Source organism: Micromonospora sp. URMC 103 (assembly GCF_051386435.1).
GTDB lineage: Bacteria > Actinomycetota > Actinomycetes > Mycobacteriales > Micromonosporaceae > Micromonospora.
The window spans coordinates 273,507-296,948 of record NZ_JBPQTR010000003.1 but is presented as its reverse complement, the minus strand read 5'-3'; the positions used below and the strand labels follow the sequence as shown (position 1 = coordinate 296,948).

The following is a 23,442-nucleotide window of genomic DNA, read 5'->3' as shown; positions in this document are numbered from 1 at the left end:
GGGAGTCATGAACACGGAACGTCTCACCACCAAGAGCCGCGAAACCATCACCGGTGCCGTCGCGCTGGCGAACCAGCGCGGCCACGCCACCGTGGAGCCCTGGCACCTGCTGCTGTCACTGCTCGACACCGAGGGCTCGACCGCCCCCGGCCTGCTGCGCGCCGTCGGGGCCGACCCCGCCGAGCTGCGCCGGGCCGCCCAGCGCGCGGTCGACGCGCTTCCCGCGGCACGCGGCTCCAGCATCGCCGAGCCGACCCTGGCCCGGGAGTTCGTCAACGCCATCGGCGCCGCCGAGCAGATCGCCCGGCCGCTCGGTGACGAGTACACCTCCACCGAGCACCTGCTGGCCGGTCTGGCCCGGGTGGGCGGCGCGGTGGCCAACGCGCTGAAGACGGCCGGGGCCACCGAGGAGACCCTGGTCGCCGCGTTCCCGACCGTCCGTGGTGGGGACCGTCGGGTGACGACCGCCGACCCGGAGCAGACCTACCAGGCCCTGGCCAAGTACGGCGTCGACCTGACCGCGAGCGCCCGCGACGGCAAGATCGACCCGGTCATCGGCCGGGACTCGGAGATCCGCCGGGTGATCCAGGTGCTGTCCCGGCGTACGAAGAACAACCCCGTGCTCATCGGCGAGCCGGGCGTGGGCAAGACCGCGATCGTCGAGGGGCTGGCCCAGCGGATCGTCGCCGGCGACGTGCCGGAGTCGCTGCGGGACAAGAAGCTCGTCTCGCTCGACCTGGGCGCCATGGTGGCCGGCGCGCAGTACCGCGGCCAGTTCGAGGAGCGGCTGAAGTCCGTGCTCGAGGAGATCAAGAACTCCAACGGGCAGGTCATCACGTTCCTCGACGAGCTGCACACCGTGGTGGGCGCCGGCAAGGGCGAGGGCTCGATGGACGCCGGCAACATGCTCAAGCCGATGCTGGCCCGTGGCGAGCTGCGGATGGTCGGCGCGACCACCCTCGACGAGTACCGGGAGCACATTGAGAAGGACCCGGCCCTGGAGCGGCGCTTCCAGCCGGTGCTGGTCGGCGAGCCGACGATCGAGGACACCATCGGCATCCTGCGCGGGCTCAAGGAGCGCTACGAGGTGCACCACGGCGTACGCATCACCGACGCCGCGCTGGTCGCCGCCGCCACCCTCTCCGACCGCTACATCACCGACCGCTTCCTGCCGGACAAGGCCATCGACCTGGTGGACGAGTCCGCGTCCCGGCTGCGGATGGAGATCGACTCCCGTCCGGTCGAGGTGGACGAGATCGAGCGCGCCGTCCGTCGGCTGGAGATCGAGGAGATGGCGCTGGCCAAGGAGCCGGACGACGCCTCCGCCGAGCGGCTGGAGCGGCTCCGCAAGGAGCTGGCCGACAAGCGCGAGCAGCTCACGGCGCTCGCCGACCGCTGGAAGCTGGAGAAGGACCACATCACCAAGCTCTCCAGCGCCAAGGAGGAGCTGGAGCGGCTGGGCGGCGAGGCCGAGCGCGCCGAGCGCGACGGCGAGCTGGAGCGCGCCGCCGAGCTGCGGTACGGCCGGATCCCGGCCCTCAAGGCCGAGCTGAAGCAGGCCGAGGAGGAGCTGGCCCGGCTGCAGGCCGACGGCGCCATGCTCAAGGAGGAGGTCGGCGCGGACGACATCGCCGCCGTCGTGGCCTCCTGGACGGGCATCCCGGCCGGCCGCCTGCTGGAGGGCGAGACGGCGAAGCTGCTGCGCATGGAGGACTCGCTGGGGGCCCGGGTGGTCGGCCAGCGCGAGGCCGTGGCCGCGGTGTCCGACGCCGTACGCCGCGCGCGTGCCGGTGTCGCGGACCCCGACCGGCCCACGGGCAGCTTCCTGTTCCTCGGCCCCACGGGTGTCGGCAAGACGGAGCTGGCGAAGGCGCTCGCGGAGTTCCTGTTCGACGACGAGCGCGCCATGGTCCGCATCGACATGAGCGAGTACGGCGAGAAGCACTCCGTGGCGCGCCTCGTCGGTGCGCCGCCCGGTTACGTCGGCTACGAGGAGGGCGGGCAGCTCACGGAGGCGGTGCGCCGCCGGCCGTACTCGGTGATCCTGTTGGACGAGGTGGAGAAGGCCCACCCGGACGTCTTCGACATCCTGCTCCAGGTGCTCGACGACGGTCGGCTCACCGACGGTCAGGGTCGTACGGTCGACTTCCGCAACACGATCCTGATCCTCACCTCGAACCTCGGGTCGTCGGTGATCAGCGACCTGACGCTCGCCGAGGAGCAGCGCCGTGAGGGCGTGCTCACGGTCGTCCGGTCGCACTTCAAGCCGGAGTTCCTCAACCGGCTCGACGACGTGGTGGTCTTCGCCGCGCTCCGCGGGGACGACCTGCGGGCCATCGTGGACATCCAGCTCGACCGCATGCGCAAGCGTCTCGCGGACCGCCGGCTGGCGCTGGACATCACCGAGGCCGGCCGCCAGTGGCTGGCCGAGCACGGGTACGACCCGATCTACGGGGCGCGTCCGCTGCGGCGGCTCGTGCAGTCCGCCATCGGCGACCAGCTCGCCAAGGCCCTGCTGGCCGGCCAGATCCGCGACGGCCACACGGTCAAGGTCGACCTCTCGGCCGACCAGAACACCCTGACGGTGACCCCCGCCTGACCCGGCACTCCCTGATCGCGTCGATCATGAGGTTGACGGCGGCTTCGATCTTCATCGTCGCCGTCAACCTCATGATCGACCGGCCGAGGACGGGCTCGGAGGGGTGAGAGCGGGCGTCGCGGGGAAAGGGTGGGACATGTTCGGGCTCGGGAAGAGGCGGGATCGGGAGATCGAGGACGCCGTCGAGGAACTCGCGCGGGCGGACACGCTCGCCTTCGGCGGCGTCGGCTTCGCGGGGACGGTGCTGCCGGTGACCGAGGCGTACCAACGCGTCGAGGCCGCGCTGGGCGCGCGTCCCGAGGAGGTACGCGGGCACGTCGACCGGCTGCTCGACCGCGGCTCGCCGGCCGGCCGGGCGTACGCGGCGACGCTGCTGGAACACCTCGACCCGGCGGCCGGCCGGGAGGCGTGGACGGCGCTGCGCGACGACCCAGGCGAGTTCACCACGTTCACGGGGTGCGTGATGGGTCGGTCCGCGCTCGGAACGTACGCCGCGGAGCGCCTCGCCGGGGCGTGACGGCCGGTCGCCGGTGACCGGGCGCTCACTTCGCGGTCGACAGGTACGTCCCGGTGCACAGGGTTGTTAGCGTCTGCGCCGGCGGGACCAGGGGAGGGTGGCCGGGTGAACGGGTGGTTGGCGTACCTGGCGGTGGCGTTGGCCTGCCTGGTCGTGGTGGCCGCGATCGTCGTGGCGGTGGTGCGCCGCTCCCGGCCCGGCCCGGCCCGGGGAAGCGGCCGCCCGTCCACCGGGAGCGGCCGCACGCCGACCGACGGGGACGCCCTGCGCGGCATCAGCCCCGGCGACGTCGTCGAGATCCGCGGCGTGCCCCATCCGGTCCGCGGCACGATCCGCCTGGTCGAGGGGGGCTGGAGCTGGGCGGAGCACCTGCTCGACGACGCCGACGGCGTCCGGCGCCGGCTCTCGGTCGAGGAGGACCGGGATTTGGAACTCGTGCTGTGGGCCGCTGAGCCCGGCGCGACCGTCACCCCGGGCGCGCCGACCATCGCGCTCGCGGGGCAGCGCTACGGCTGGATCGAGTCGGGCGAGGCGCGCTACACGGCCACCGACGGCACCGGCCGCGAGCCGTCCGGCACGATGCGGTACCACGACTACCAGTCGGCCGGCGGCGCCCGGCTCTCCTTCGAGGCGTACGGCGAGGCGGGCTGGGAGGTGGCCCGGGGCGAGGTGCTGGACCCCGCCGAGGTGGTCGTCCGCCCGCGGAGCGGCGAGAAGTAGCCCTTCCCCGATGCGGGCCGCGTCGCGGCCTGCCGGATTGGCCCGTTGCCGATACGGTGTGGGCGCGATCTAGGGAAGGAGCATCGTGGTCGATCCCCACAGCACGCCGGCACGGACACGGCCGAGCGTGGTGACGATTTCCAGTTACCTGCTGATACTTTTCGCCGTCGTCCAGGTCATCAGCCTGATCATCACGCTTACCACCATCGGCACCATCCGCGACGTGATGCGTGACGCGTACCAGGGCACCTCCGCCAACGCGGCCAACACGGTCGCCGACGTCACCTTCGCCATCGGCATCGGCAGCGCGATCTTCATCCTGCTCCTCTCGATCGTGCTGGTCGTGCTGGCCGTGCTCAACAACCGCGGCAAGAACGGATCCCGGATCACCACCTGGATCCTCGGCGGCATCCTGGTCTGCTGCACGGGTGGCGGCCTGATCAGCGGCGCGGCGGGTGGCTTCGGCGGCGCTGCGGGCGGCAGCAGCAGCACCGGTGACGCGCCGAGCCCGGACGAGATCCAGCGCCGCCTCGACGAGGCGCTTCCCGGCTGGTTCAACCCGGTGAACACCCTGCTCGGCGTGATCGGCGTGCTCGCGCTGCTCGCCGCGCTGATCCTGCTGGCGCTGCCGAAGGCGAACGAGTTCTTCCGCAAGCCGCAGGCCGGATGGGAGCCGCCGGTTCCCGGCGGCGCGTACCCGTCGACTCCCGGCTACCCGCAGGTGCCCGGCCAGCCCGGCTACTCGCAGGCCGAGCCCGGTTACCCGCCGACCCCCGGCTACCCGCCGCCGGGTCAGCCCGGCCAGCCGGGCGACCAGCCGTCCGGGTCGGACCGGCCGGGCCCGACCCCGCCGTCGGGGAGTTGATCCGGGACGACGACGACGTCGAGGATCCCTCCGAGTAGGTTGCAAGCCGACGCCTACCGGAGGGATCCGTCGTGTCGTACCCGCAACAGGCGCCGGCCCGCCGTCCCGGCGTGGTGGCGCTCGCGACGGCGGTCCTGCTGCTGATGGCGGTCGTCGCGTTCGCGTACGCCGTGGCCGGCCTGCTCGTGCTCGGCGGCACGGTGGACCGGTTCCGGTCCGCCGCGACCGGCGCCGCCGCCACGGCCGAGCAGGTCGACGGCGTGGTGGCGCTGCTGCGGGCCTCCGCGGTGTTGTCCGCCGTGCTGTCCGTGCTGGCCGCTCTCCTCCTCGCCGGCCTCGCCATCGGTCTGGGCAGTGGCCGGCCGGGGGCACGGGTCGCGACCTGGGTCGTCTGCGGCCTCGGGCTGCTGTGCGGTTGCTGCGCCCTGGCGCTCCTCGTCGGGCAGCGGGCCGCCCCGCTCCAACTGGGCGACGGTGATCGCGCCACCGGGGAGCTGCTGGGCCTCGTCGGCGACGCCTACCCGTCGTGGTGGATCCCGTTGAACGGAGGGCTTTCGGTAGGCCAGGCGCTCGGTTACCTTGTGGTAGCCACGTTGCTGGCGCTGCCGGCGGCGAACGCCTGGTTCCGCCGGCGCCCGTCCGCGCCGGCCGCCCCACCCGCGTTTCCGCCCGCTCCGCACCAGCCGCCCATGACCCCGTACCCGCCCAGCTGAGGACCGCCCGATGCCCGACTCCACCACGGCCGAGCAGCGGGCTCTGGTGACCGGTGCGACCGCCGGCATCGGTGCAGCGTTCGCGCGCCGGCTGGCCGCCGACGGCTGGCACCTCGTCCTCGTGGCCCGGGATGCCGCCCGACTCGCCGGGATGGCGGCCGAGCTGAAGGGCCGGCACGGCCGGGAGGTCGAGACGATCTCGGCCGATCTGTCCACCGACGACGGTTGCGCGCTCGTCGAGGGCCGGCTGACCTCGGGCAACCCGGTCGACCTGCTCGTCAACAACGCCGGGATCAGCCTCAACAAGCCGTTCCTGCGATCCTCGGCGGACGACGAGGCCCGGCTCCTGCGCCTCAACGTGCACGCGGTGATGCGGCTGACCCTCGCCGCGCTGCGACCGATGACCGAGCGGCGACGCGGGGCAGTGATAAATGTCTCTTCCGTCGCGGGGTTTGGGGCGGTCATGCCCGGCTCGACGTACTCGGCGAGCAAGGCGTGGGTCACCAACTTCAGCGAGTCCGTGGGCCAGTCGGCGCGGCCGTTCGGCGTACGCGTGATGGCGCTGTGCCCCGGCTACACCCGCACCGAATTCCACGATCGGGCCGGCATCAACATGTCGAAGACGCCGGAGTGGATGTGGCTGCGGGCCGACGACGTGGTCGCCGAGGCCCTGCGTGACCTGCGAAAAGGCAAGCTGGTCAGTGTCCCGGCATGGAAGTACAAGCTGGCCGTCGCCGGTCTGCGCCACGCGCCGCGCCGGCTGCTGCAGGCTGTCGCCCGCGACACCCGCGGCCGGATCGGCCGCGACGAAGCCTGACCGCTTCGCCGGAGTCGCCGTCGGACGGTCGCTCCGGCGCCCGTGGCGATCGGATCGGGCTCAGTCGCTCAGAGTAGTCGTACATCGCCATCCATCGGTCGCCCACCGGTGGGAGGTGGGTGGACCCCGCACGCGGCTCCCAGACTTGCGCAGTACCCTCTATCGCCATGGGGGACCGCGACGACCTGCGTAAATTCATCACTGATCTGGCCGTGGTCCACGGCCGGGTGGTGCTCTCCTCCGGCCGCGAGGCGGACTGGTACGTCGACCTGCGACGCGTCACGCTCCATCACCAGGCTGCGCCGTTGGTTGGCCGGGTGATGCTCGACCTCACCGCCGACTGGGAGTACGACGCCGTTGGCGGACTGACCCTGGGCGCCGACCCGATCGCGCTCTCGATGCTGCACGCTGCCCCGCTCGACCGGGCCTTGGACGCCTTCGTGGTGCGCAAGGCCGGCAAGGCGCACGGCATGCAGCGACGAATCGAGGGTCCCGACGTGGCCGGTCGCCGTGTCCTGGCGGTGGAGGACACATCGACGACGGGGTCGAGTGTGCTCACCGCTGTCGAAGCGCTCCGCGAGGCCGGGGCCGACGTCGTGGGGGTGGCGGTTATTGTTGATCGAGGCGCCGGCGACGCGGTGCGAGCCGCCGGACTGCCGTATCGGGCGGCCTATACGTTGGCTGACCTCGGCCTTGTGGCGTAAAAGTCTGCCGATTCGGATCTGCTGATATGCAGGCGGATCGATGCTGCTGGTGGAAGGATGGAAAACGTGGGAACTGCGTTGGCTGAAATGACTATGCCTCAGATCTCGCCGCTTGCCGGCGAGCCAATCGAACGTGCCGATGCCGAGCGTCTCGCCGGGGTTCTCAAGGCCCTCGCCGACCCTGCCCGGCTGCGGCTGCTGAGCCTGATCCAGTCGGCCCCCGAGGGCGAGGCGTGCGTGTGCGACCTGACCGCGCCCCTCGGCCTCTCTCAGCCGACGGTCAGCCACCACCTGCGCATCCTCACCGAGGCCGGCTTGCTGGAGCGGGAGAAGCGCGGTGTGTGGGCGTACTACCGGCTGGTGCCGACGGCGATCGCCACGATCGCCGACCTGCTGACCCCGCCGCGGAAGCGGGCCACGAAGAAGGCTCGCTGACCCGTACCGACTGTCCGGTGCCATCCCCGAGCAGGGACGGCGCCGGACGGCCGGCCGGTCAGTGCTTGCCGTAGTGCTGCCGGGTCTCCCGGATCGCCTCCTCGGCCGCCGCGCGCTCGGCGGCCGTCGTGCCACGCTTGGCCGCGATCCGCGCCCGGAGCAGCTCGACCACGATCGGGATCACCGACACCGCGACGATCGCGATCAGGATCAGCTCGATGTGCTCCTTCACGAACGGGATCTGGCCGAGGAAGTAGCCGAGCACCGTCACGCCGCTGCCCCAGAGCGCCCCGCCGATGATGTTGTACGTCACGAAGGTGCGGTAGTTCATCCGGCTGACGCCCGCCACGATCGGCGTGAACGTCCGCACGATCGGCACGAAGCGGGCCAGTACGATCGAGCGGGCGCCGTACTTCTCGAAGAACTCGTGCGCCTTGAGCACGTTCTCCTGCTTGAACAGCCGCGAGTTGGGTCGACGGAACAGCGACGGGCCCACCTTGCGGCCGAACGCGTACCCCACCTGGTCGCCGGCGATCGCCGCGATCGTGATGAGCAGGCAGACCACCCACAGCGGCCAGGTGATGTACTGCCCGTCGGCGGTGAGCAGACCCGCCGTGAACAGCAGCGAGTCGCCCGGCAGGAAGAAGCCGATGAGCAGGCCCGACTCGGCGAAGACGATGGCGAGGATGCCGAGCAGCCCGAACGTCGAGATCAACCACTCCGGGTCGAGCCAGTCCGGCCCGAGGGCCAGGGTGGTGGTGGGCGTCGGCACGAGCGACCTCCGGTGTCTGCCAGTGGGGTTGGTGGCCAGGTCGCCCTCGGCGACGGCACGACCGTAGTCTAGGTGGCCGTCGGGAACGGCCGGTGCTCGACGTCACAGCCGCGCCATCCCCCCGCCCACGGAAACGACGGTGCCCCGCCGACCGTGCGGGTCGGCGGGGCACCGGGTGGTGGTACGGATCAGGCCACGAAGCGGGTCCTGCGGCGGCGGGCCACCAGGTAGCCGCCGGCGCCCGCGACGAGCAGCAGGGCGCCGATGCCGGCGATCAGGCCGGTGGACGAACCGGTGATCGGCAGCGAGCCGCCGTCACCGTTCCCGCCGCCCTGGCCGCCGTCGCCGCTGCCGGTGGTGGTGGCGTTCACCAGGATCTTGGCGCTGTCGTTGGCGGGGTTGGTGTCCTCGGTGAAGCCCTCGCACTCGCACTTGGCGTTGATGACCACGGTGCCGGTCGCGTCGGCGACGACCTTGTCGACCCGCAGGCCAATTTCGACGGTCTGCTCCTCGCCGGCGGCGATGAAGATGTCGGGGTAGCAGCGGTACTTCTTCGCGCCCGGCTCACCCGCCTGCTCCCAGTTCGCGTCGTCCCCGTCCATCGGGACGCAGTCCCCCGGCACCTCGACGGCCGTGGTGCCCGTCGGGACGGTGACGTCGATCTTCGTGACCGGCGTCCCCGAGCGGCCGAAGTCGAGCGACGCCGGCCCGTTGTTGCGCACGCCCACCGTGGCGGTAACCACGTCACCGGCCTTGCCGGTGAGCTTGTCGCCGATCGCGACGAGGTCGGCCCCGTTCTTGCCGGTGACCGTGATCTCCATGCCGGACCAGTTGTTGCTCGGGTCGACGTCGGCCTGGAACGAGCTGGCCTTCATCGTCGACTTCTTGGCGAGCACCAGCGGACCGTCGGTGCCGGGCTTGCCGATGGTGACGCCCTGGTCGCCGAGGTAGCCGACGAAGTCGTCGAACTCGGAGGGAGTCATCCAGTTGTGGTAGCCGTACTCCCGGCCCGGGGCGTACGTGTCCTTGCCGAGGACGTACGGCACGCTGGCGGTGAGAGTGTCGCCGCTCGCGACCTCGTCCGTGAACCGGCAGGTGCGCAGCTGGTCGCCCTCGTACGTGCAGTTGCTGTAGTGCTTTCCGGGTTGGATCGCGTAGTCGTGGTCGAAGACGACCACGGCGCCCTTCGCTGCGGTCTCACCGACGTTGCTCAGCACGAGCGGCGCGGTGAACCCGCCGCCCGGGCTGGCGGTGAGGCTGACCTCCGGGCCGCCGGCGAGGTCCACGCCCTCGCCGATCTTCACGGTGGCAGTGTGGCTGGCGGGCGTCATGCCCTCAGCGCTCACGGTCACCTTCAGGTCGCCGGAGTCGCCGTCCACCGCCTTCGCGGTGGGCTTGATGACCACGCCGAAAAGGCCGCCGCTGCCCCAGTCGTCGAGGCCGATTTCGAACGGGTCCTGACAGACCAGGACACCCGTCTCGGAGGCGTCACACTCACTGGCGAACTCGGGAGTGACCTTCACCTTGCCGTCGAGGTCGCGGTAGTCGTAGCGGACCGTGAGCCCCTGCACCACGACCGGCTCGGACGCGTACAGCGTCGGTGATTCAATCTTGCCTTCGCTGCCGACGGCGACCGTCGTGTCGTTCATGTAGATGCCCAGATGGACGGCCGGTTCTTCGGCCGCGGCGGGGGAGGCGGAGGCGGCGACGAGCGCGCCTGCGACGCCCAGCCCGGCGAGCCAACGCCGGGTGGAGTGCTTGAGCATGGAGTTCCCTCGTTTCGGGGGACGAAAGATGGAGCCAGGGGATCTTAAGGATCCGTTAAGGTTCCGCGCTGCCCCGACCGGCCGCAGGCAGCCAGAACCAGCCGAACGGCTGATCAGCATCGCCGCAACGTTCCGGCTGCCCGTACCCGTCGTCAGGAGCAGGGAGCCCCGGGAGGTGTGGTGACGTACGAGGAGTTCGTCGACGCGCGGCTGGCCGCGATGCTGCGGTACGCGGTCATGTTGACCGGCGATCCGCATCAGGCCGAGGACCTGGTGCAGGAGACGATGGTGCGCGTCCAGCTCCACTGGCGTCGGGTCGCCCGGGCGGACTCGCCCGAGCGGTACGTCCGCCGGATGTTGACCAACCAGTACATCGACTGGCGGCGCGGGTCGTGGATGCGTCGGGTGCTGCTGCGCGCGGAGCCCGACGAGACGGTGCCGGCGCCGACGGACCATGCCCAGTCCGCGGTGGACCGGGACCAGGTCTGGTCCTGGCTGGCCCGGCTGCCGCGCCGGCAGCGGGCCACGCTCGTCCTGCGCTACTACGAGGACCTGCCGGACGCGGAGATCGCCGAGATTCTCGGGTGCGCCGTCGGCACCGTCCGGTCGTCCATCTCGCGGGCCCTCGCAACCCTTCGTACCGAGTATGTGGAGGCGTTCTCGTGACCGAGGATGAGCTGCGTGCCGCGTTCGCCCGGCACGAGGCGTCGACCCCGCCGGCGGGCCCGGTGCGTGCCGCGATCGACCGGATGGCCGCCGTGCGCCGTCGCCGCCGGCAGCGGGTCCGGGCCGCCGGCGTCGCGCTCGCCGTGGTAGGCGCGCTCGGGGTGGGGATACCGCGGTTCGCGCCCGACCGCGTTCCGCCGGAGAGCACGACGGTCGCCGCGCCGGCGTCGCAGGCACCGGCCGGGGCGTTGAACCTGCTGGTGCTCGGCCTCGACACGAGGTCAGAGGAAGCCCCGCCGCTGGCCGACTCGGTGCTGATCCTGCACATCCCGGCCGACCGCAGCCGGCCCTACCTGATCTCGCTGCCTCGTGATCTGGAGGTCGACATCCCGGGATTCCACCGGGACAAGCTCAACGCGGCCTTCGCGTACGGCGCCGGAAGCACGCACCCGGACCGGGGCAAGGGGTACGAGCTGACCCGCCGGGTCGTGGCCGACCTGACCGGTGTACGCATCGACGCCGGCGTCGTCCTCACATTCACCGCGCTGCGGAAGGTGACGGACACGCTCGGCGGGGTGGACGTCTGCCTGCCCCGCGAGGTCCGGTCGCACCACAGCAGGCGGGTCTTCGCGGCGGGGTGCCAGCGCCTCGACGGGGCCGCCTCCCTGGACCTGCTGCGACAGCGGTACGGGCTCCCGGACGGCGCACTGGACCGCGACCGCAACGCGCAGCGCTTCGCGGCCGGCGTGGTGCGGCGGGCCGGCGAGCAGAACGTCCTGACCGACCCCATGAAGATGTCCCGGCTTCTCGCCGCGGTCGCACCGCAGCTCACGGTGGCGAACGGCGCGTCGGTGCCGGACCTGTTGCGGGTGGTGCCGGAACTCTCGACGGCCGATCCGGTCGGGCTCAGCCTGCCGGTGCGGTGGCCGGAGGCAACCGGTACGCGCAGCACGAGCAGACTGCGTGTCGACCCGCGGACGGCGCCGGCCTTCCTCACCGCGTTGCGGGAGGACCGGCTGGCCCAGTGGGTCGCGGCGAACCCGGACCGGGTGACCCGCTGAGAGGGCTCCCGAGCCCAATCGTCGGGCGCGGTGTCAGCGGTAGTCGTCCTCGTCGCCGACGACCACGCGTGCCTGCTCCATCGCGTCCCAGTCGTCGACCTCGAGGCCGCGGTGCGGCTCGGCCTCGCCGTCGACCGGGTCGACGGCCACGGCCTGCTCCATCGCGTCGGCCGGCTCCGCTTCCAGGTCGCGTTCCTCCGGGTTGAGGTGGTCGCTGGGCGCGAAGTCCTCGCCGGGCTGCCCCATCGTCCCTCCCTGATCTCGGCGGACGGGTTACCCCACACACCGTACGGGCTCCACCCGCCGCGCGCTCGGCGCGGCGCGGCGAAGTCGAGTCGACCGAATCGGACCACCGGGCGTACGGCCGATGCCAGGATGGGAGCGTGGGCTTCCTGATCCGGCTGGCGATCACCGCGGTGGCGCTGTGGATCACCACGTTGGTCGTGCCCGGCGTCGACGTCGGCGGCCGCGGCGGCGCCAACACGGCGCTCACCCTGGTCGTGGTCGCGGTGATCTTCGGCATCGTGAACGCGGTCCTCAAGCCGGTGATCAAGGTGGTCGGCTGCATCTTCTACCTGCTGACTCTGGGCCTGTTCGCGCTCGTCGTCAACGCGCTGCTCTTCCTGCTGACCGACGTGATCGCACGGGCGCTCGACCTGCCGTTCCGCGTGGACGGGTTCTGGGCGGCGTTCTGGGGGGCCATCGTGATGGCCGTGGTGACCTGGCTGATCAGCGTGGTGCTGCCGGACCGCCTGGAGGGCCGGTGACCCGCGGCGTCCCGGCCGCCGTCCGGTGGACGTGCACCGGGTCGGTTGCGGTCGGGTGGCCTCGCTGCGGGATACTGCCCGGCGGAGGACAGCGCGGTCCGGCGCACCCATGGACAACGACGGCCGGCACGGCCGAGAGCGGCAATTAAGGAGCGTTCGACATGCCCATCGCTTCCCCCGAGGCCTACGCGGAGATGCTGGACCGCGCCAAGGCGGGCCGGTACGCGTACCCCGCGATCAACGTGACCTCCTCACAGACGCTCAACGCGGCGCTCAAGGGCTTCGCCGACGCGGAGAGCGACGGCATCGTCCAGGTCTCCACCGGTGGCGCGGAGTACCTCTCCGGCCCCTCGGTGAAGGACATGGTCACCGGCGCGGCGGCGTTCGCCGCGTACGCCCACGAGGTGGCCAAGAAGTACCCGGTCAACATCGCGCTGCACACCGACCACTGCCCGAAGGACAAGCTCGACAAGTTCGTCCGGCCGCTGATGGCGATGTCCCAGGAGCGGGTGAAGGCCGGCCAGGAGCCGCTGTTCCAGTCGCACATGTGGGACGGCTCCGCGGTGCCGGTGCCGGAGAACCTGGAGATCGCCGAGCAGCTCCTTACCGAGGCCGCCAAGGGCAAGATCGTCCTTGAGATCGAGGTGGGCGTCGTGGGCGGCGAGGAGGACGGCGTCGAGAACGCCATCAACGAGAAGCTCTACACCACCGTCGAGGACGGCCTCGCCATGGTCGACGCGCTCGGCCTGGGTGAGAAGGGCCGCTACATGGCGGCGCTGACCTTCGGCAACGTGCACGGCGTCTACAAGCCGGGCAACGTCAAGCTGCGCCCCGAGGTGCTCAACCACATCCAGATGGCGGTGGGCGCGAAGTACAACAAGGAGAAGCCGCTCAGCCTGGTCTTCCACGGCGGTTCCGGCTCGCTGCTGTCCGAGATCCGCGAGGCGCTCGACTACGGCGTGGTGAAGATGAACATCGACACCGACACCCAGTACGCCTTCTCCCGTCCGGTGGCGGACCACATGTTCCGCAACTACGACGGCGTGCTGAAGGTCGACGGCGAGGTCGGCAACAAGAAGATGTACGACCCCCGCGTCTGGGGCAAGGCCGCCGAGGCCGGCATGGCGGCCCGCGTGGTCGAGGCCTGCGAGGCGCTGCGCTCGACCGGCACCACGATGACCAAGTAGGACGCGTACCGCGACGGCCGGCTCCCCACCCGGAGGCCGGCCGTCGCCGTTCCCGCGCCGACCCCGGCGCGGGCCGGCGCCCCTCAGCCCCCGGTCAGCACCCGCGCGGCCTCGCGCACGTCGTCGGTGATGTGGATCGTCGCCGACAGGTCGCCGAACGGGGACGCGGCCAGCAGCGGCCGCAGTAGCGACTCGACCGGCAATTCGGTCGTCCAGAAGGCGCGGTCCAGGAAGACGTACGCGCCGCTGGCGCCGTCGGTGCCGTAGAAGGTCTTGGTCGCCGCCTGGAACACCTCCTGCACCGTGCCGGCCCGACCGGGCGCGAACACGATCCCGCCCCGGGCGAGACGCAGGATCGTGTCCTCGCGGATCGCGTTCGAGAAGTACTTGGCGATCCGGCCGGCGAAGAGGTTCGCCGGCTCGTGCCCGTACAGCCAGGTGGGGATGGCCAACCCGCCGGCCCGCGCCCACCCCAGGTCGGCGCCGCGCTGCTGCGGCACGGGCGGCGGGGCGTACCGCTCGCGCACCCGCAGGGCGGCCGCCGTGTAGCGGTCGTGGTCGGTGAAGTCGGGGGCCGTGGCGAGCAGGTCGATCGCCGCCGTCAGCTCCTCCGCGGGGCGGCCGGCCAGGTACGCGCCGAGGTTCGCGGCCTCCATCACACCCGGCCCGCCGCCGGTCACCACGAGCCGGTCGGCCCGGGCCAGCTCCCAACCCAGCACAGCGGCCATCCGGTACGGCACGCTGCCGCGCGGCACCGCGTGCCCGCCCATGATCCCCACCACCGACTGCGGCCCGTACGCGGCCAGCCAGGCGCGGGTCGCGTCGGCGAGCGCGTTGTCCACGCCGTGGTCGTGCAGCCGCTGGCCGAGCGCCTCCCGGACGTCCGGCAGCGCGCCGCCGTGCGCGCGGAAGTGCGCGTACACCCGGGTGTCGTACATTCCGGCGAACCCCACCTCGGCGAAGCCGGCGGCCAGGTCGTCCGGGGTGTAGAGGTGCGCGGGCTGCGTCGGGTACGGCAGCCCGGAGAACGGCGGCACCACGTTCGCCCCGCGCCGGACGAGGTCGGCGCCGACCTCCCGGGAGGCGAAGCGGCAGCCCACGAAGAGGGTTCCGGTCACCGGAACGTCGCGCAGGTCGGGCGGCGCCTCGTCCAGGCGCAGCCCCTGCACGGTCAGCCCGGCGAGGCTGCCACTGGCCAGCCGCCTGTCGAACTCGGCGCGCGTCTCGATCTCGTCGGTGGGGTGCGGCTCGATCACGTCCGCGGGTGGTGGACTCGGCACCCGGCCATCCTGCCCCCACCGGTGCCGTGACGCGACAGGAGCCCGGCGGCCGCAGCCACCGGGCTCCTGCGTAACCGGGTCCTGGGGAGGCTCCGGACCATTAGTTGTAATCGAAAACACCTTCCGGCGGCATAGGCCGCAGGCGTGACCAACTCCTCAGCCGTTCAGCCAGCGACCTCCGCCGACCCTCTCGCGCGTCCCCCCGCGAAGCGGGTTGAATGGGGCGATGCAGAACCTCATGCCGGAGCCACCGGCCACCCTCCTTCCCGCGAACGACGAGGCCGACGCCGCCCTGGCGACCGCCGAACAGGGCGGGGACGAGGACGCGCTCGCCGCCGTGGCGGCGCGGTATCCGACGTACAGCGCGGCATGGGCGGCGCTGGGGGCGCGGGCGCTCGGGGCCGACCAGGTCGTCCCGGCGTACGCGTACGCGCGCACCGGCTACCACCGGGGTCTCGACCAGCTGCGCCGCAGCGGCTGGAAGGGGCACGGCCCGGTGCCGTGGTCGCACGAGCCCAACCGGGGCTTCCTCCGCTGCCTCTACGTCCTCTCCCGTGCGGCCGACGCGATCGGCGAGGCCGACGAGGCGGCCCGGTGCGCCCAGTTCCTGCGCGACTGTGACCCGGCCGCGGCCGACGCCCTCGCCAGCAACTGACCCGCACGGCGGCGGCCGGGGGCCACGGCTGGCGGCCCTCGGCCACCGCTGACGGTCCCCGGCCACCAGCGCTGGAGGCCCTCGACCGCCGGGGCTGGCGGCCTCGGCCCGCTAGAGGCCCTCGGCCACCGCGGCGGCGATCTTCAGCCACGCGTCCCGGGTGGCCGAGGAGAGCCCGCCGTACCGCAACGGCTCGCCGCTGTCGATGAGCCGCTCGTACGGCGCCAGCAGCACCGCCCGGGTGCGGGCGGCGAAGTGCTCCTGGATCGCCGGCAGGTCGATCTCCTTGCGCGACGGCGGCATCGACACCACGCTCACCGCCTGCCGCACCAGCCGCTGCCGGCCGCTCTGCTCCAGGTGGTCGAGCATCCGGGCGGCCGTCTCGGCCGAGTCGTTACGGGCCGACATGGTGACCACCAACTGGTCGGTGGCGTCCATGGCGGCCTGCCAGTTCTGCGCCCGCACGTTGTTGCCGGTGTCCACGAAGATCAGCTTGTAGAAGCGGCTCACCACCTCGCGGATCTCGGCGAACGCCGCCGCGGTGAGCATCTCGCCGCCGGTGGCCGACTCGTCAGACGCGAGGACATCGAACATCCCCTCGCCCTGCGAGCGGACGTACTGCGAGAGGTCACCCACCCGCCCGTGCGCCCCGTGGAACTGGCCGAGATCGCGCAGCAGGTCCCGCACCGTGCGGGAGTGGAAGTCCTGCTGGGCGCGCATGCCGAGGGTGCCCTGGGTCTCGTTGTTGTCCCACGCCAGCACGTAGCCGCCGCGCTTCTGCCCGAACGTCATGGCGAGCAGCAGGATCGCGACCGTCTTGCCGGCGCCGCCCTTCGGGTTGACGACGGTCACCTGGCGCAGCCCGCCGAAGTTGCGGCGGACCGTCTCGATGTCCCGCCTCCGCTCCTGCTCGTGCCGCCCCGGCGGCAGCCGCAGGCCCATCCTGTTCGCCATCGCCCGTACGCCCATGGTGGCCACCGGATCGGCCGGGCGTACCTGCCGCCGCCGGGCGAAGTCCTCGGCGGTGGGCGGGGCGGCGGGCTCCGGAACGGCGTTGGGGTCCGCGTACCCCGGCGGCACGGCGGCGACCGCCGGCGGGTAGGGCTGCGCGGGCGGTGGGGGCACCGGCGCGCCACCCTGCCAGGGCGGCGGGTACCAGCCGGGCGAGGGCGGGTAGGGACCGGGCGGCGGTGCGGGTTGCGCCGGAACGGCCGGTGGCGCGGCGTCGCCGAACGCGGGGTCGGCGTCGCCCGGTGTGGGGCCGGCGTCGCCCGCTCCCGGGCCGGCGTCGCCCGCTCCCGGGCCGGCGTCGCCCGCTGCCGGGGCGGCGTCGCCCGGTGCCGCGCCGGGCGGAGGCGGCACCTGTTGCCCGGGGATGGTGGGCCAGGGCTGGCCCGCCGCGGCGGTTGGTGGCGCGGGTGGCTCGGAGGGGCCGGCGCCGCCGGGGCTTCCCGGCTGCTCGTCCTGACCCGTGCTGGTGGCGGGCCGCTGCGGCGGCAGCGCCCAGGGGGACTCGCCCGGTCGCGCAGCGGCTGGAACCGGGGCGCCCGGCGCCGGCTCCGGTTGCCCGGCGGGCGAAGGCTGGCCGGCCGCGGGGACGCCGGGCGTCGGTTCCGGTGTGCCCGGCCCGGCGTCCGGCGCTGCGGACCCGCTCGCCGCAGACCCGGTCTGCGCGGCTGCGGGCCCGGTCTGCGCGACTGCCGGCCCGGCGTCCGGCGCAGCGGCCCGGGGGTGGGCTGGCCGGCCGGCTCCCGTCTCCGCGGACTTCTCGTTGACCGCTGCCGGCCCGTTCTCCGCCGCCGTGGGCCGGGCCTCGGCGGCCACGGGACGAGTTTCCGCCGCTGCCGGCGTCACATCGGCCGCTGCCGGTCCGGCGTTGGCCGCTGAGGGTCCGGCTGCCGCCGTTGCCGGCTTGTTCTGCGCGGTGCCAGCCGGCGGGAAAACCTGCTCGGGTGCGCTCGAGTCGACACCCGGCTCGCTGGCGGCCACCGCGGGCACGCCGCCGGTGCCCGTGCCGGTGGGCGCGGACGGTAGGCCGTTTCCACCCTGCTGGGGCACGGCGCTCGTAGAGGACGCGCTACGCGGGTCGACGCCCGCCCGGCGGCTCACCGGCGCGGGCGGCTGGTCGAGGGTGAACGGCAGGTCGAGGTCGACCTGCCCGGCCGCCGGCTGGCCGCCGGGCCCTGGCACGCTGCCCGCCGTCGGGCCGGTCGTGCCGCTGCCCGCCGCCGGGCCCGTGTGCGTCCCGGTCGGGGCCGCCGGTGTGTCGCCCGCCGCGGAGACGGCCGCCGAGGTGCCGCCGGATGCCGCCCCGGACCCCGGTACGCGGGCGGTCGCCGCCCCGGGCGCCGGTACGCGGGCGGTTCCCGCGCCGGTCGCCGGGACGCCTGTCGTCCCCGGGACGTGCGGCGGCGCGCCGCCGGCTCCCGGGCCGGACGTCGGCGGGTTCGCCGTCGGGGGCTGCCAGCCGGGCTGGGGCAGTGGAGCCCAGCCGCCGCCGGGCGGCGGGGGCGGAGGCGGGGGCGCCCAGCCGCCGGGTGGCGGCAGCGCACCGGTCAGCGAGGGGTAGTCGGCCGAGGAGGCCGGGCCGCCCGCCGGAGGGACGGGAGGCGGTGCGGTCGGCGTCGCGCCGGCGGGCGGTGGGGCGTACGCGTCCTCGGTGGAGGGTGCGGCGGCGGCCGGCATGACGGCGGCCCAGGGCGGTGCCGCCGCGCCGCCGTCGGCCGGATCGGTGGGCCAGAGTGGCTCGATGTCCCGCTCCGGCACCGGCTGCTGGCCGGGTACGTGCACCCGGTCGGCGTTCTCGTCCACCACGGTTCCTCCCCATTCCTCCTGCCGAGGATAGGCCCAGCGGCCGACGCCGGCCGGCCGGCGAGCCGGGGCCGGAGGTCACACGGCCCAGACCGCCCAGGCGCCCGGCTCCGTCCACCAGGACCGCTTCCGGCTCAGCTCGCCCTCGACGCCGTCGTCGACGAAGGGCACCTTCTCGTCACGGGGCAGCACCGACACGGCGCGGCCGCGGGCGCGGCGGACCTCGAGGCGTACCCGCTTGCGGCCGAACGTCGAGCGGCTCACCACCGGGACGGCCACGGCGACCTCGACCACGCCGTCGGTCGGGTCGGGCCCGGCGAGCAGCGTCACGTCGTCGAGTGCCGCGTACCCGCCGGCGTTGCCGACCGCGCAGGCCAGCAGGGGCTCGTCACCGTGGGAGAGGACGACGTCGTCCACCTCGACGCGCCCCCGCCAGTGCAGCGGCCGGCCGGTGTCGTCGGCGGCGCCGAGCAGCGCGCCGTCCAGGGTCACCGAGCCGCCGTCGTTGCGCAGCAGGTCGAGGCGGCGGGGCGTGCCGTCGAGCACCGCGGCGGCCACCCCCGCCGGGTCCCGCGGAAGCCCGAGCTGGGCGGCCAGGTCGCGGTGGCCGGTGCTCCGGGCCGGGTCGAGCGGCAGTACGCCGACCGGCGGCAGGTCGGGCACCGTACGGTTGCCGGCCAGGTCCGCCGGGCGGCGGCTGGGCGGCGGGGCGTACCGGCGGACCAGCCGGCGCAGCACGGCGCGCAACTGTGCGTCGCTGGCCGTGGCGACCACGAGCCGGGTCTTCGAATCGGGGTCCGGCCAGGTGAGGCCGTCCGGGCGCGGCGGGCCGTCGAGGCGGGCCAGCACCTCGTCGATCTCCGCGTCGGAACGGGCCGTGACCGTCTCCACCCGGGCGCCGCGGGCGGTCAGCGCCTCGGCGCAGGCCAGCACCGGCACGCGAGGCGTGTCACAGCGCTCCGGGTCCGCGCCGGGCTTGTCTCCGGCGACCCCGGCCGCACCTCCGCAGCAGGCTCCGCCGCTGCCGCAGCCCCCGGGAGCGTCGCGCTCCGAGCCGAGGGTGAGCAGCACCACGTCGTACACGGAAGGAGCCTCCTGCCTCTCGACGCGACCCCCGCCGGACGCGCCGTAACCTCTTGTTAGCCTGACACCCCGGGCTCGCCAACCGGTCGCCACCTGGCACCCGAGCCTTCTGGAGGCGGAGAAGATGCCAGCGATCGTGCTCATCGGCGTTCAGTGGGGCGACGAGGGCAAGGGCAAGGTTACCGACCTGCTCGGCGAGCAGGTCGACTACGTGGTGCGCTACTCGGGCGGCAACAACGCCGGCCACACGGTGATCACTCCGGACGGCCAGAAGTACGCGCTGCATCTCATGCCCTCCGGCGCGCTCTCGCCCAACGCGAAGATCGTCATCGGCAACGGTGTGGTGGTCGACCCGAAGGTGCTGCTCGCCGAGATCGACGGTCTCGCCGAGCGCGGTGTGGACGTCTCCCGGCTGCGGATCTCCGGCGACGCGCACCTGATCATGCCGCACCACCGGGCACTGGACCGGGTCGTCGAGCGGTACCTCGGCTCGTCCCGGATCGGCACCACGGGCCGGGGCATCGGCCCCGCGTACGGCGACAAGGTCGCCCGCATGGGCATCCGCCTGCAGGACCTGCTCGACCCCGGCATCCTGCGGAAGAAGCTGGAACTCGCGCTGCGCGAGAAGAACCAGATCCTGTTCAAGGTCTACAACCGCAAGGCGATCGACCTCGAGGCGACGGTCGAGGAGTACCTGGGGTACGCCGAGCGGCTGAAGCCGTACATCACGGAGACCCGGGGGCTGCTCTGGGACGCCCTCGACCAGGGCGACACGGTCCTCCTGGAGGGCGCCCAGGCCACCATGCTCGACATGGACCACGGCACGTACCCCTTCGTGACCTCGTCGAACCCGACGGCTGGCGGGGCGTGCGTGGGCGCGGGCATCCCGCCGACCGCCATCACGCGGGTGATCGCCGTGAGCAAGGCGTACACCACGCGCGTCGGGTCCGGGCCGTTCCCGACGGAGCTGTTCGACGACAACGGCGCCCACCTGCGCAAGATCGGCCACGAGTACGGCACCACGACCGGCCGGGAGCGGCGCTGCGGGTGGTTCGACGCGCTCGTGGCGCGGTACGCCTGCCGCCTCAACGGCGTCACCGACCTGGTGATCACCAAGCTTGACGTGCTCACCGGCCTGCCCAAGGTGCCGATCTGCGTCGGGTACGAGATCAACGGCGAGCGCGTCAACGACATGCCGATGACGCAGACCGACTTCCACCACGCCACTCCCGTCTACGAGGAGCTGGACGGCTGGTGGGAGGACATCACCAAGGCCCGGACGGTCGACGAGCTGCCCGAGAACGCCCGCCGGTACATCGCCCGGATCGAGGAACTCTGCGGCACCCGCGTGAGCGTCATCGGCGTAGGCCCCGGCCGCGACGAGAACGTAGTCAAACACCCCCTACTGCCCTAACCCCCGGCCCTCCCGGCCCCGGTCGGGCGCCGGTCGGCTCACCCCGTTGATCAAGAGATTTGCGTCAGGATTTCGCCTGGATCTGACGGAAACCTCTTGATCAACCGGGCGGCATTGTCGCTCGTCCACAGGGTTATCCACAGGGGTGCCGCGAGCGTGGGGTCGACGGCCATCGTGGGCCGGTGACAGCCGACAATGTGCTTCGTCGTCTCGCCAGCCGCCAGGACGGCATGATCACCGTCGATCAAGCGCTGCTTGCGGGGCTGAGCAGGGACCAGGTTCGACAGCTGTGCCGGTCTGGCCGGTGGGAACGGTTGCTCCGCGGGTGCTTCGTTCCGGCCGGAGGGCTGGCGGCCGCGGCGCTGCGTCGAGCGCGGATCCGGGCCGCCGTCACGAGCCTCGGGTCAGGCGCGTTCGCCGTCCTCGGCACGGCCCTGGAGTTGCACGGCATCGCGGGCATCGGCCCGAGCGCAGAGGTCCACGTGTCTGTCCCGGTGGATCGCCCCCGACCTCAGCGCGGGCTGGCACCCTGGCTGGTCGTCCACCAGCTGACCGTCGGACCGGGCGACCTGGCTGAGGTCCAGGGCATCCGCGTCACGTCACCGCTCCGCACCATATCGGACGTCATCCTCCGGGTCGACCGCTACACGGCGGTCGCGGCGCTCGATTCGGCACTGAATCGGCGCCGGATTGGCTCGGAGGATCTGGCATTGCTGCCCGCGCTCATACGCGGCCGGCGGGGAGCGGTGGCGGCCCGCGGATACCTCGCGGAGGCCGACGGCCGGGCGCAGTCGCCGCTGGAGACACGCGCCCGGTTGCGGTGCGTCGACGGCGGGGTGCCGCCGGACGCGCTCCAACTGGAGGTACGCGACGGCGACGGCTACCTGCTCGGCGTCGGCGATCTGGGTTGGCGAGCCCCACGGGTGATCGCCGAGGCGGACGGTCGTGACGCGCACGGCAGCCCGGAGGCGGTTTTCGCCGACCGGCGCAGACAGAACCGCCTGGTCAACGCCGGATGGACCGTCCTCCGCTTCACCTGGGCCGACACCGTCCGCCCCGACTACATCCCCTGGACCGTCCGCCAAGCCATCTCAGCCCGCCATCCCACATGACCACCCCCCACCCACCCCGCGCCCCCCACCCCACCCGACGACCCCGTTGATCAAGGGGTTTGCGTCAGGAACAGCGCGAATTCTGACGCAAACCTCTTGATCACCCACGAACGGGCGGGTCCCCGCCGGGAGGGGGCGGCGGGCGGGAGGGTGCGGGGGAGAGTGTGGCGGGGTGCGTAGGATCGGCGGGGTGCGGGTTCTTCTGGTGGGTGGTGGGGGGCGCGAGCACGCGCTTGCCCTCGGGCTCGCGGCCGATCCGGCCGTCACGCGGCTGATCGCGGCACCCGGTAATCCGGGCATCGGCGAGGTGGCCGAGCTGCGTACGGTCGACGCGAACGACCCGGCCGCGGTGGCCGCGCTCGCCGTGGAGACCGGCGTCGACCTCGTGGTGATCGGGCCGGAGGCGCCGCTGGTCGCGGGGGTCGCCGACGCGGTGCGCGCCAAGGGCATCGCGGTCTTCGGCCCGTCCGCCGAGGCGGCCCGGTTGGAGGGGTCGAAGGCGTTCGCGAAGGACGTGATGACCGCCGCCGGTGTGCCGACGGCCCGGGCGTACACCTGCACGGACGAGCAGAGCGCGGGCCGCGCGCTCGACGAGTTCGGCCCGCCGTACGTGGTGAAGAACGACGGCCTCGCCGCCGGCAAGGGCGTCGTCGTCACCGACGACCGGGCCCGCGCCGTGGAGCACGCGCGGGAGTGCGGCCGGGTCGTGATCGAGGAGTACCTGGACGGCCCGGAGGTCTCCCTCTTCGTGGTCACCGACGGCGAGGCCGCGGTGCCGCTGCTGCCGGCGCAGGACTTCAAGCGGATCGGCGACGGCGACACGGGCCCGAACACGGGCGGCATGGGGGCGTACGCGCCGCTGCCGTGGGCGCCGCCCGGTCTCGTGGACGAGGTCATGCGGGACGTGGTCCACCCGACCCTGGCTGAGCTTCGCCGCCGGGGCGCTCCGTTCGCCGGCCTGCTGTACGTCGGGCTCGCGATCACCGCCGACGGCCCCCGGGTGATCGAGTTCAACGCCCGCTTCGGCGACCCGGAGACCCAGGTGGTGCTCGCCCTGCTGGAGACGCCGCTGGGCGGGTTGCTGCACGCGGCCGCCACCGGCACGCTGGCCGACCACCCGCCGCTGCGGTGGCGCGACGGCGCCGCCGTGACCGTCGTGGTCGCCTCGGCCGGCTACCCGGGCACACCACGCACGGGGGATGTGATCACCGGCGCCGACCGCCCGGGCGTCATCCACGCCGGCACCGCCCGCCGGGCCGACGACGGCGCGTTGCTGTCCGCGGGCGGTCGGGTCCTCTGCGGTACGGCCACCGGCCCCGACCTGGCGGCCGCACGGGACGCCGCCTACGAGCTGGTACGCGGCATCGAGCTGGCCGGTGCCCAGCACCGGACGGACATTGCCGCGGCCGCGGTCGAGGGACGCATCTCGATTCCCCGCTGATCCCGGGCAACCCACCCCGCCGGTCTCCGTTCAACGGTGGATCATGGAGACCTCGCG

The 23,442-nt window shown here is 73.0% G+C and carries 22 protein-coding genes; 16 read left to right on the top strand and 6 right to left on the bottom strand.

Features of this window, described 5'->3' with window-relative positions; genetic code table 11:
- The first annotated feature begins 7 nt into the window (after positions 1–7).
- The 8 genes from clpB to ACSNOA_RS01725 all read left to right on the top strand — a co-directional run bounded on the left by clpB (position 8) and on the right by ACSNOA_RS01725 (position 7,370).
- On the top strand, positions 8–2,599 hold the full coding sequence (clpB, locus tag ACSNOA_RS01760; protein ID WP_436655513.1) for an ATP-dependent chaperone ClpB: 2,592 nt from the start codon (positions 8–10) through the stop codon (positions 2,597–2,599).
- A gap of 136 nt (positions 2,600–2,735) precedes the next feature.
- Entirely contained in the window at positions 2,736–3,116 is a 381-nt protein-coding gene (locus tag ACSNOA_RS01755) for a hypothetical protein (protein WP_436655511.1), read from the top strand.
- A gap of 105 nt (positions 3,117–3,221) precedes the next feature.
- Positions 3,222–3,836 carry a DUF4178 domain-containing protein gene (locus ACSNOA_RS01750; RefSeq protein ID WP_436655509.1) on the top strand — a complete coding sequence of 205 codons (615 nt, stop codon included), beginning with the start codon at positions 3,222–3,224 and terminating at the stop codon, positions 3,834–3,836.
- 85 nt (positions 3,837–3,921) lie between these two features.
- A complete protein-coding gene (locus ACSNOA_RS01745; RefSeq protein WP_436655507.1) occupies positions 3,922–4,701 on the top strand; it encodes a hypothetical protein in 780 nt (259 codons plus the stop codon).
- 71 nt (positions 4,702–4,772) lie between these two features.
- The gene (locus ACSNOA_RS01740) at positions 4,773–5,414 is read left to right on the top strand and encodes a hypothetical protein (protein ID WP_436655505.1); all 642 of its coding nucleotides are present in this window, start codon (positions 4,773–4,775) and stop codon (positions 5,412–5,414) included.
- A gap of 10 nt (positions 5,415–5,424) precedes the next feature.
- The gene (locus ACSNOA_RS01735) at positions 5,425–6,231 is read left to right on the top strand and encodes an SDR family NAD(P)-dependent oxidoreductase (protein ID WP_436655503.1); all 807 of its coding nucleotides are present in this window, start codon (positions 5,425–5,427) and stop codon (positions 6,229–6,231) included.
- 167 nt (positions 6,232–6,398) lie between these two features.
- Positions 6,399–6,935, top strand: a complete 537-nt coding sequence (gene pyrE / locus ACSNOA_RS01730) for an orotate phosphoribosyltransferase (protein WP_436655501.1) — start codon at positions 6,399–6,401, stop codon at positions 6,933–6,935.
- 57 nt (positions 6,936–6,992) lie between these two features.
- A complete protein-coding gene (locus ACSNOA_RS01725; RefSeq protein ID WP_076468717.1) occupies positions 6,993–7,370 on the top strand; it encodes an ArsR/SmtB family transcription factor in 378 nt (125 codons plus the stop codon).
- Positions 7,371–7,428: 58 nt separating this feature from the next.
- Here ACSNOA_RS01725 and ACSNOA_RS01720 read toward each other — a convergent pair whose 3' ends face one another.
- Both ACSNOA_RS01720 and ACSNOA_RS01715 read right to left on the bottom strand, forming a co-directional pair.
- Positions 7,429–8,142 (bottom strand): DedA family protein, encoded by a 714-nt coding sequence (locus ACSNOA_RS01720; protein ID WP_436655499.1) that lies wholly within the window; start codon positions 8,140–8,142, stop codon positions 7,429–7,431.
- 188 nt (positions 8,143–8,330) lie between these two features.
- On the bottom strand, positions 8,331–9,908 hold the full coding sequence (locus ACSNOA_RS01715) for an LPXTG cell wall anchor domain-containing protein (RefSeq protein ID WP_436655497.1): 1,578 nt from the start codon (positions 9,906–9,908) through the stop codon (positions 8,331–8,333).
- Positions 9,909–10,088: 180 nt separating this feature from the next.
- Here ACSNOA_RS01715 and ACSNOA_RS01710 point away from each other — a divergent pair, with 180 nt between their 5' ends.
- Positions 10,089–10,574, top strand: a complete 486-nt coding sequence (locus ACSNOA_RS01710) for a SigE family RNA polymerase sigma factor (protein ID WP_436655495.1) — start codon at positions 10,089–10,091, stop codon at positions 10,572–10,574.
- Positions 10,571–11,635 (top strand): LCP family protein, encoded by a 1,065-nt coding sequence (locus ACSNOA_RS01705; RefSeq protein WP_436655493.1) that lies wholly within the window; start codon positions 10,571–10,573, stop codon positions 11,633–11,635. Before ACSNOA_RS01710 ends, ACSNOA_RS01705 begins: the two co-directional genes overlap by 4 nt.
- Before the next feature lie 33 nt (positions 11,636–11,668).
- On the opposite strand, the gene ACSNOA_RS01700 is transcribed toward ACSNOA_RS01705, so the two are convergent.
- Complete coding sequence (locus ACSNOA_RS01700) at positions 11,669–11,881, bottom strand: hypothetical protein (protein WP_436655491.1); 213 nt, start codon at positions 11,879–11,881, stop codon at positions 11,669–11,671.
- A gap of 137 nt (positions 11,882–12,018) precedes the next feature.
- Here ACSNOA_RS01700 and ACSNOA_RS01695 point away from each other — a divergent pair, with 137 nt between their 5' ends.
- The gene (locus ACSNOA_RS01695; RefSeq protein ID WP_436655489.1) at positions 12,019–12,402 is read left to right on the top strand and encodes a phage holin family protein; all 384 of its coding nucleotides are present in this window, start codon (positions 12,019–12,021) and stop codon (positions 12,400–12,402) included.
- Between the two features lie 161 nt (positions 12,403–12,563).
- Complete coding sequence (fbaA, locus tag ACSNOA_RS01690; protein WP_436655487.1) at positions 12,564–13,589, top strand: class II fructose-bisphosphate aldolase; 1,026 nt, start codon at positions 12,564–12,566, stop codon at positions 13,587–13,589.
- Positions 13,590–13,672: 83 nt separating this feature from the next.
- Here the strand turns inward: fbaA and ACSNOA_RS01685 are convergent, their stop codons facing one another.
- The gene (locus ACSNOA_RS01685) at positions 13,673–14,869 is read right to left on the bottom strand and encodes an LOG family protein (RefSeq protein ID WP_436655485.1); all 1,197 of its coding nucleotides are present in this window, start codon (positions 14,867–14,869) and stop codon (positions 13,673–13,675) included.
- A gap of 226 nt (positions 14,870–15,095) precedes the next feature.
- Between ACSNOA_RS01685 and ACSNOA_RS01680 the strand changes: the two genes are divergently transcribed.
- Positions 15,096–15,524, top strand: a complete 429-nt coding sequence (locus ACSNOA_RS01680; RefSeq protein ID WP_436655483.1) for a DUF3151 domain-containing protein — start codon at positions 15,096–15,098, stop codon at positions 15,522–15,524.
- A 111-nt stretch (positions 15,525–15,635) separates the two neighbouring features.
- Here the strand turns inward: ACSNOA_RS01680 and ACSNOA_RS01675 are convergent, their stop codons facing one another.
- Both ACSNOA_RS01675 and ACSNOA_RS01670 read right to left on the bottom strand, forming a co-directional pair.
- Positions 15,636–17,378 (bottom strand): chromosome partitioning protein, encoded by a 1,743-nt coding sequence (locus tag ACSNOA_RS01675; RefSeq protein WP_436656184.1) that lies wholly within the window; start codon positions 17,376–17,378, stop codon positions 15,636–15,638.
- A gap of 1,035 nt (positions 17,379–18,413) precedes the next feature.
- Positions 18,414–19,418: a hypothetical protein gene (locus ACSNOA_RS01670; RefSeq protein ID WP_436655481.1), complete on the bottom strand. Its 1,005-nt coding sequence runs from the start codon at positions 19,416–19,418 to the stop codon at positions 18,414–18,416.
- 124 nt (positions 19,419–19,542) lie between these two features.
- On the opposite strand from ACSNOA_RS01670, the gene ACSNOA_RS01665 reads away from it, so the two are divergent.
- From ACSNOA_RS01665 to purD, 3 genes are all read left to right on the top strand, one after another.
- Entirely contained in the window at positions 19,543–20,832 is a 1,290-nt protein-coding gene (locus ACSNOA_RS01665) for an adenylosuccinate synthase (RefSeq protein WP_436655479.1), read from the top strand.
- A 182-nt stretch (positions 20,833–21,014) separates the two neighbouring features.
- Entirely contained in the window at positions 21,015–21,944 is a 930-nt protein-coding gene (locus tag ACSNOA_RS01660) for a type IV toxin-antitoxin system AbiEi family antitoxin domain-containing protein (RefSeq protein ID WP_436655477.1), read from the top strand.
- A gap of 190 nt (positions 21,945–22,134) precedes the next feature.
- On the top strand, positions 22,135–23,385 hold the full coding sequence (gene purD / locus ACSNOA_RS01655) for a phosphoribosylamine--glycine ligase (RefSeq protein WP_436655475.1): 1,251 nt from the start codon (positions 22,135–22,137) through the stop codon (positions 23,383–23,385).
- Positions 23,386–23,442: the final 57 nt, after the last annotated feature.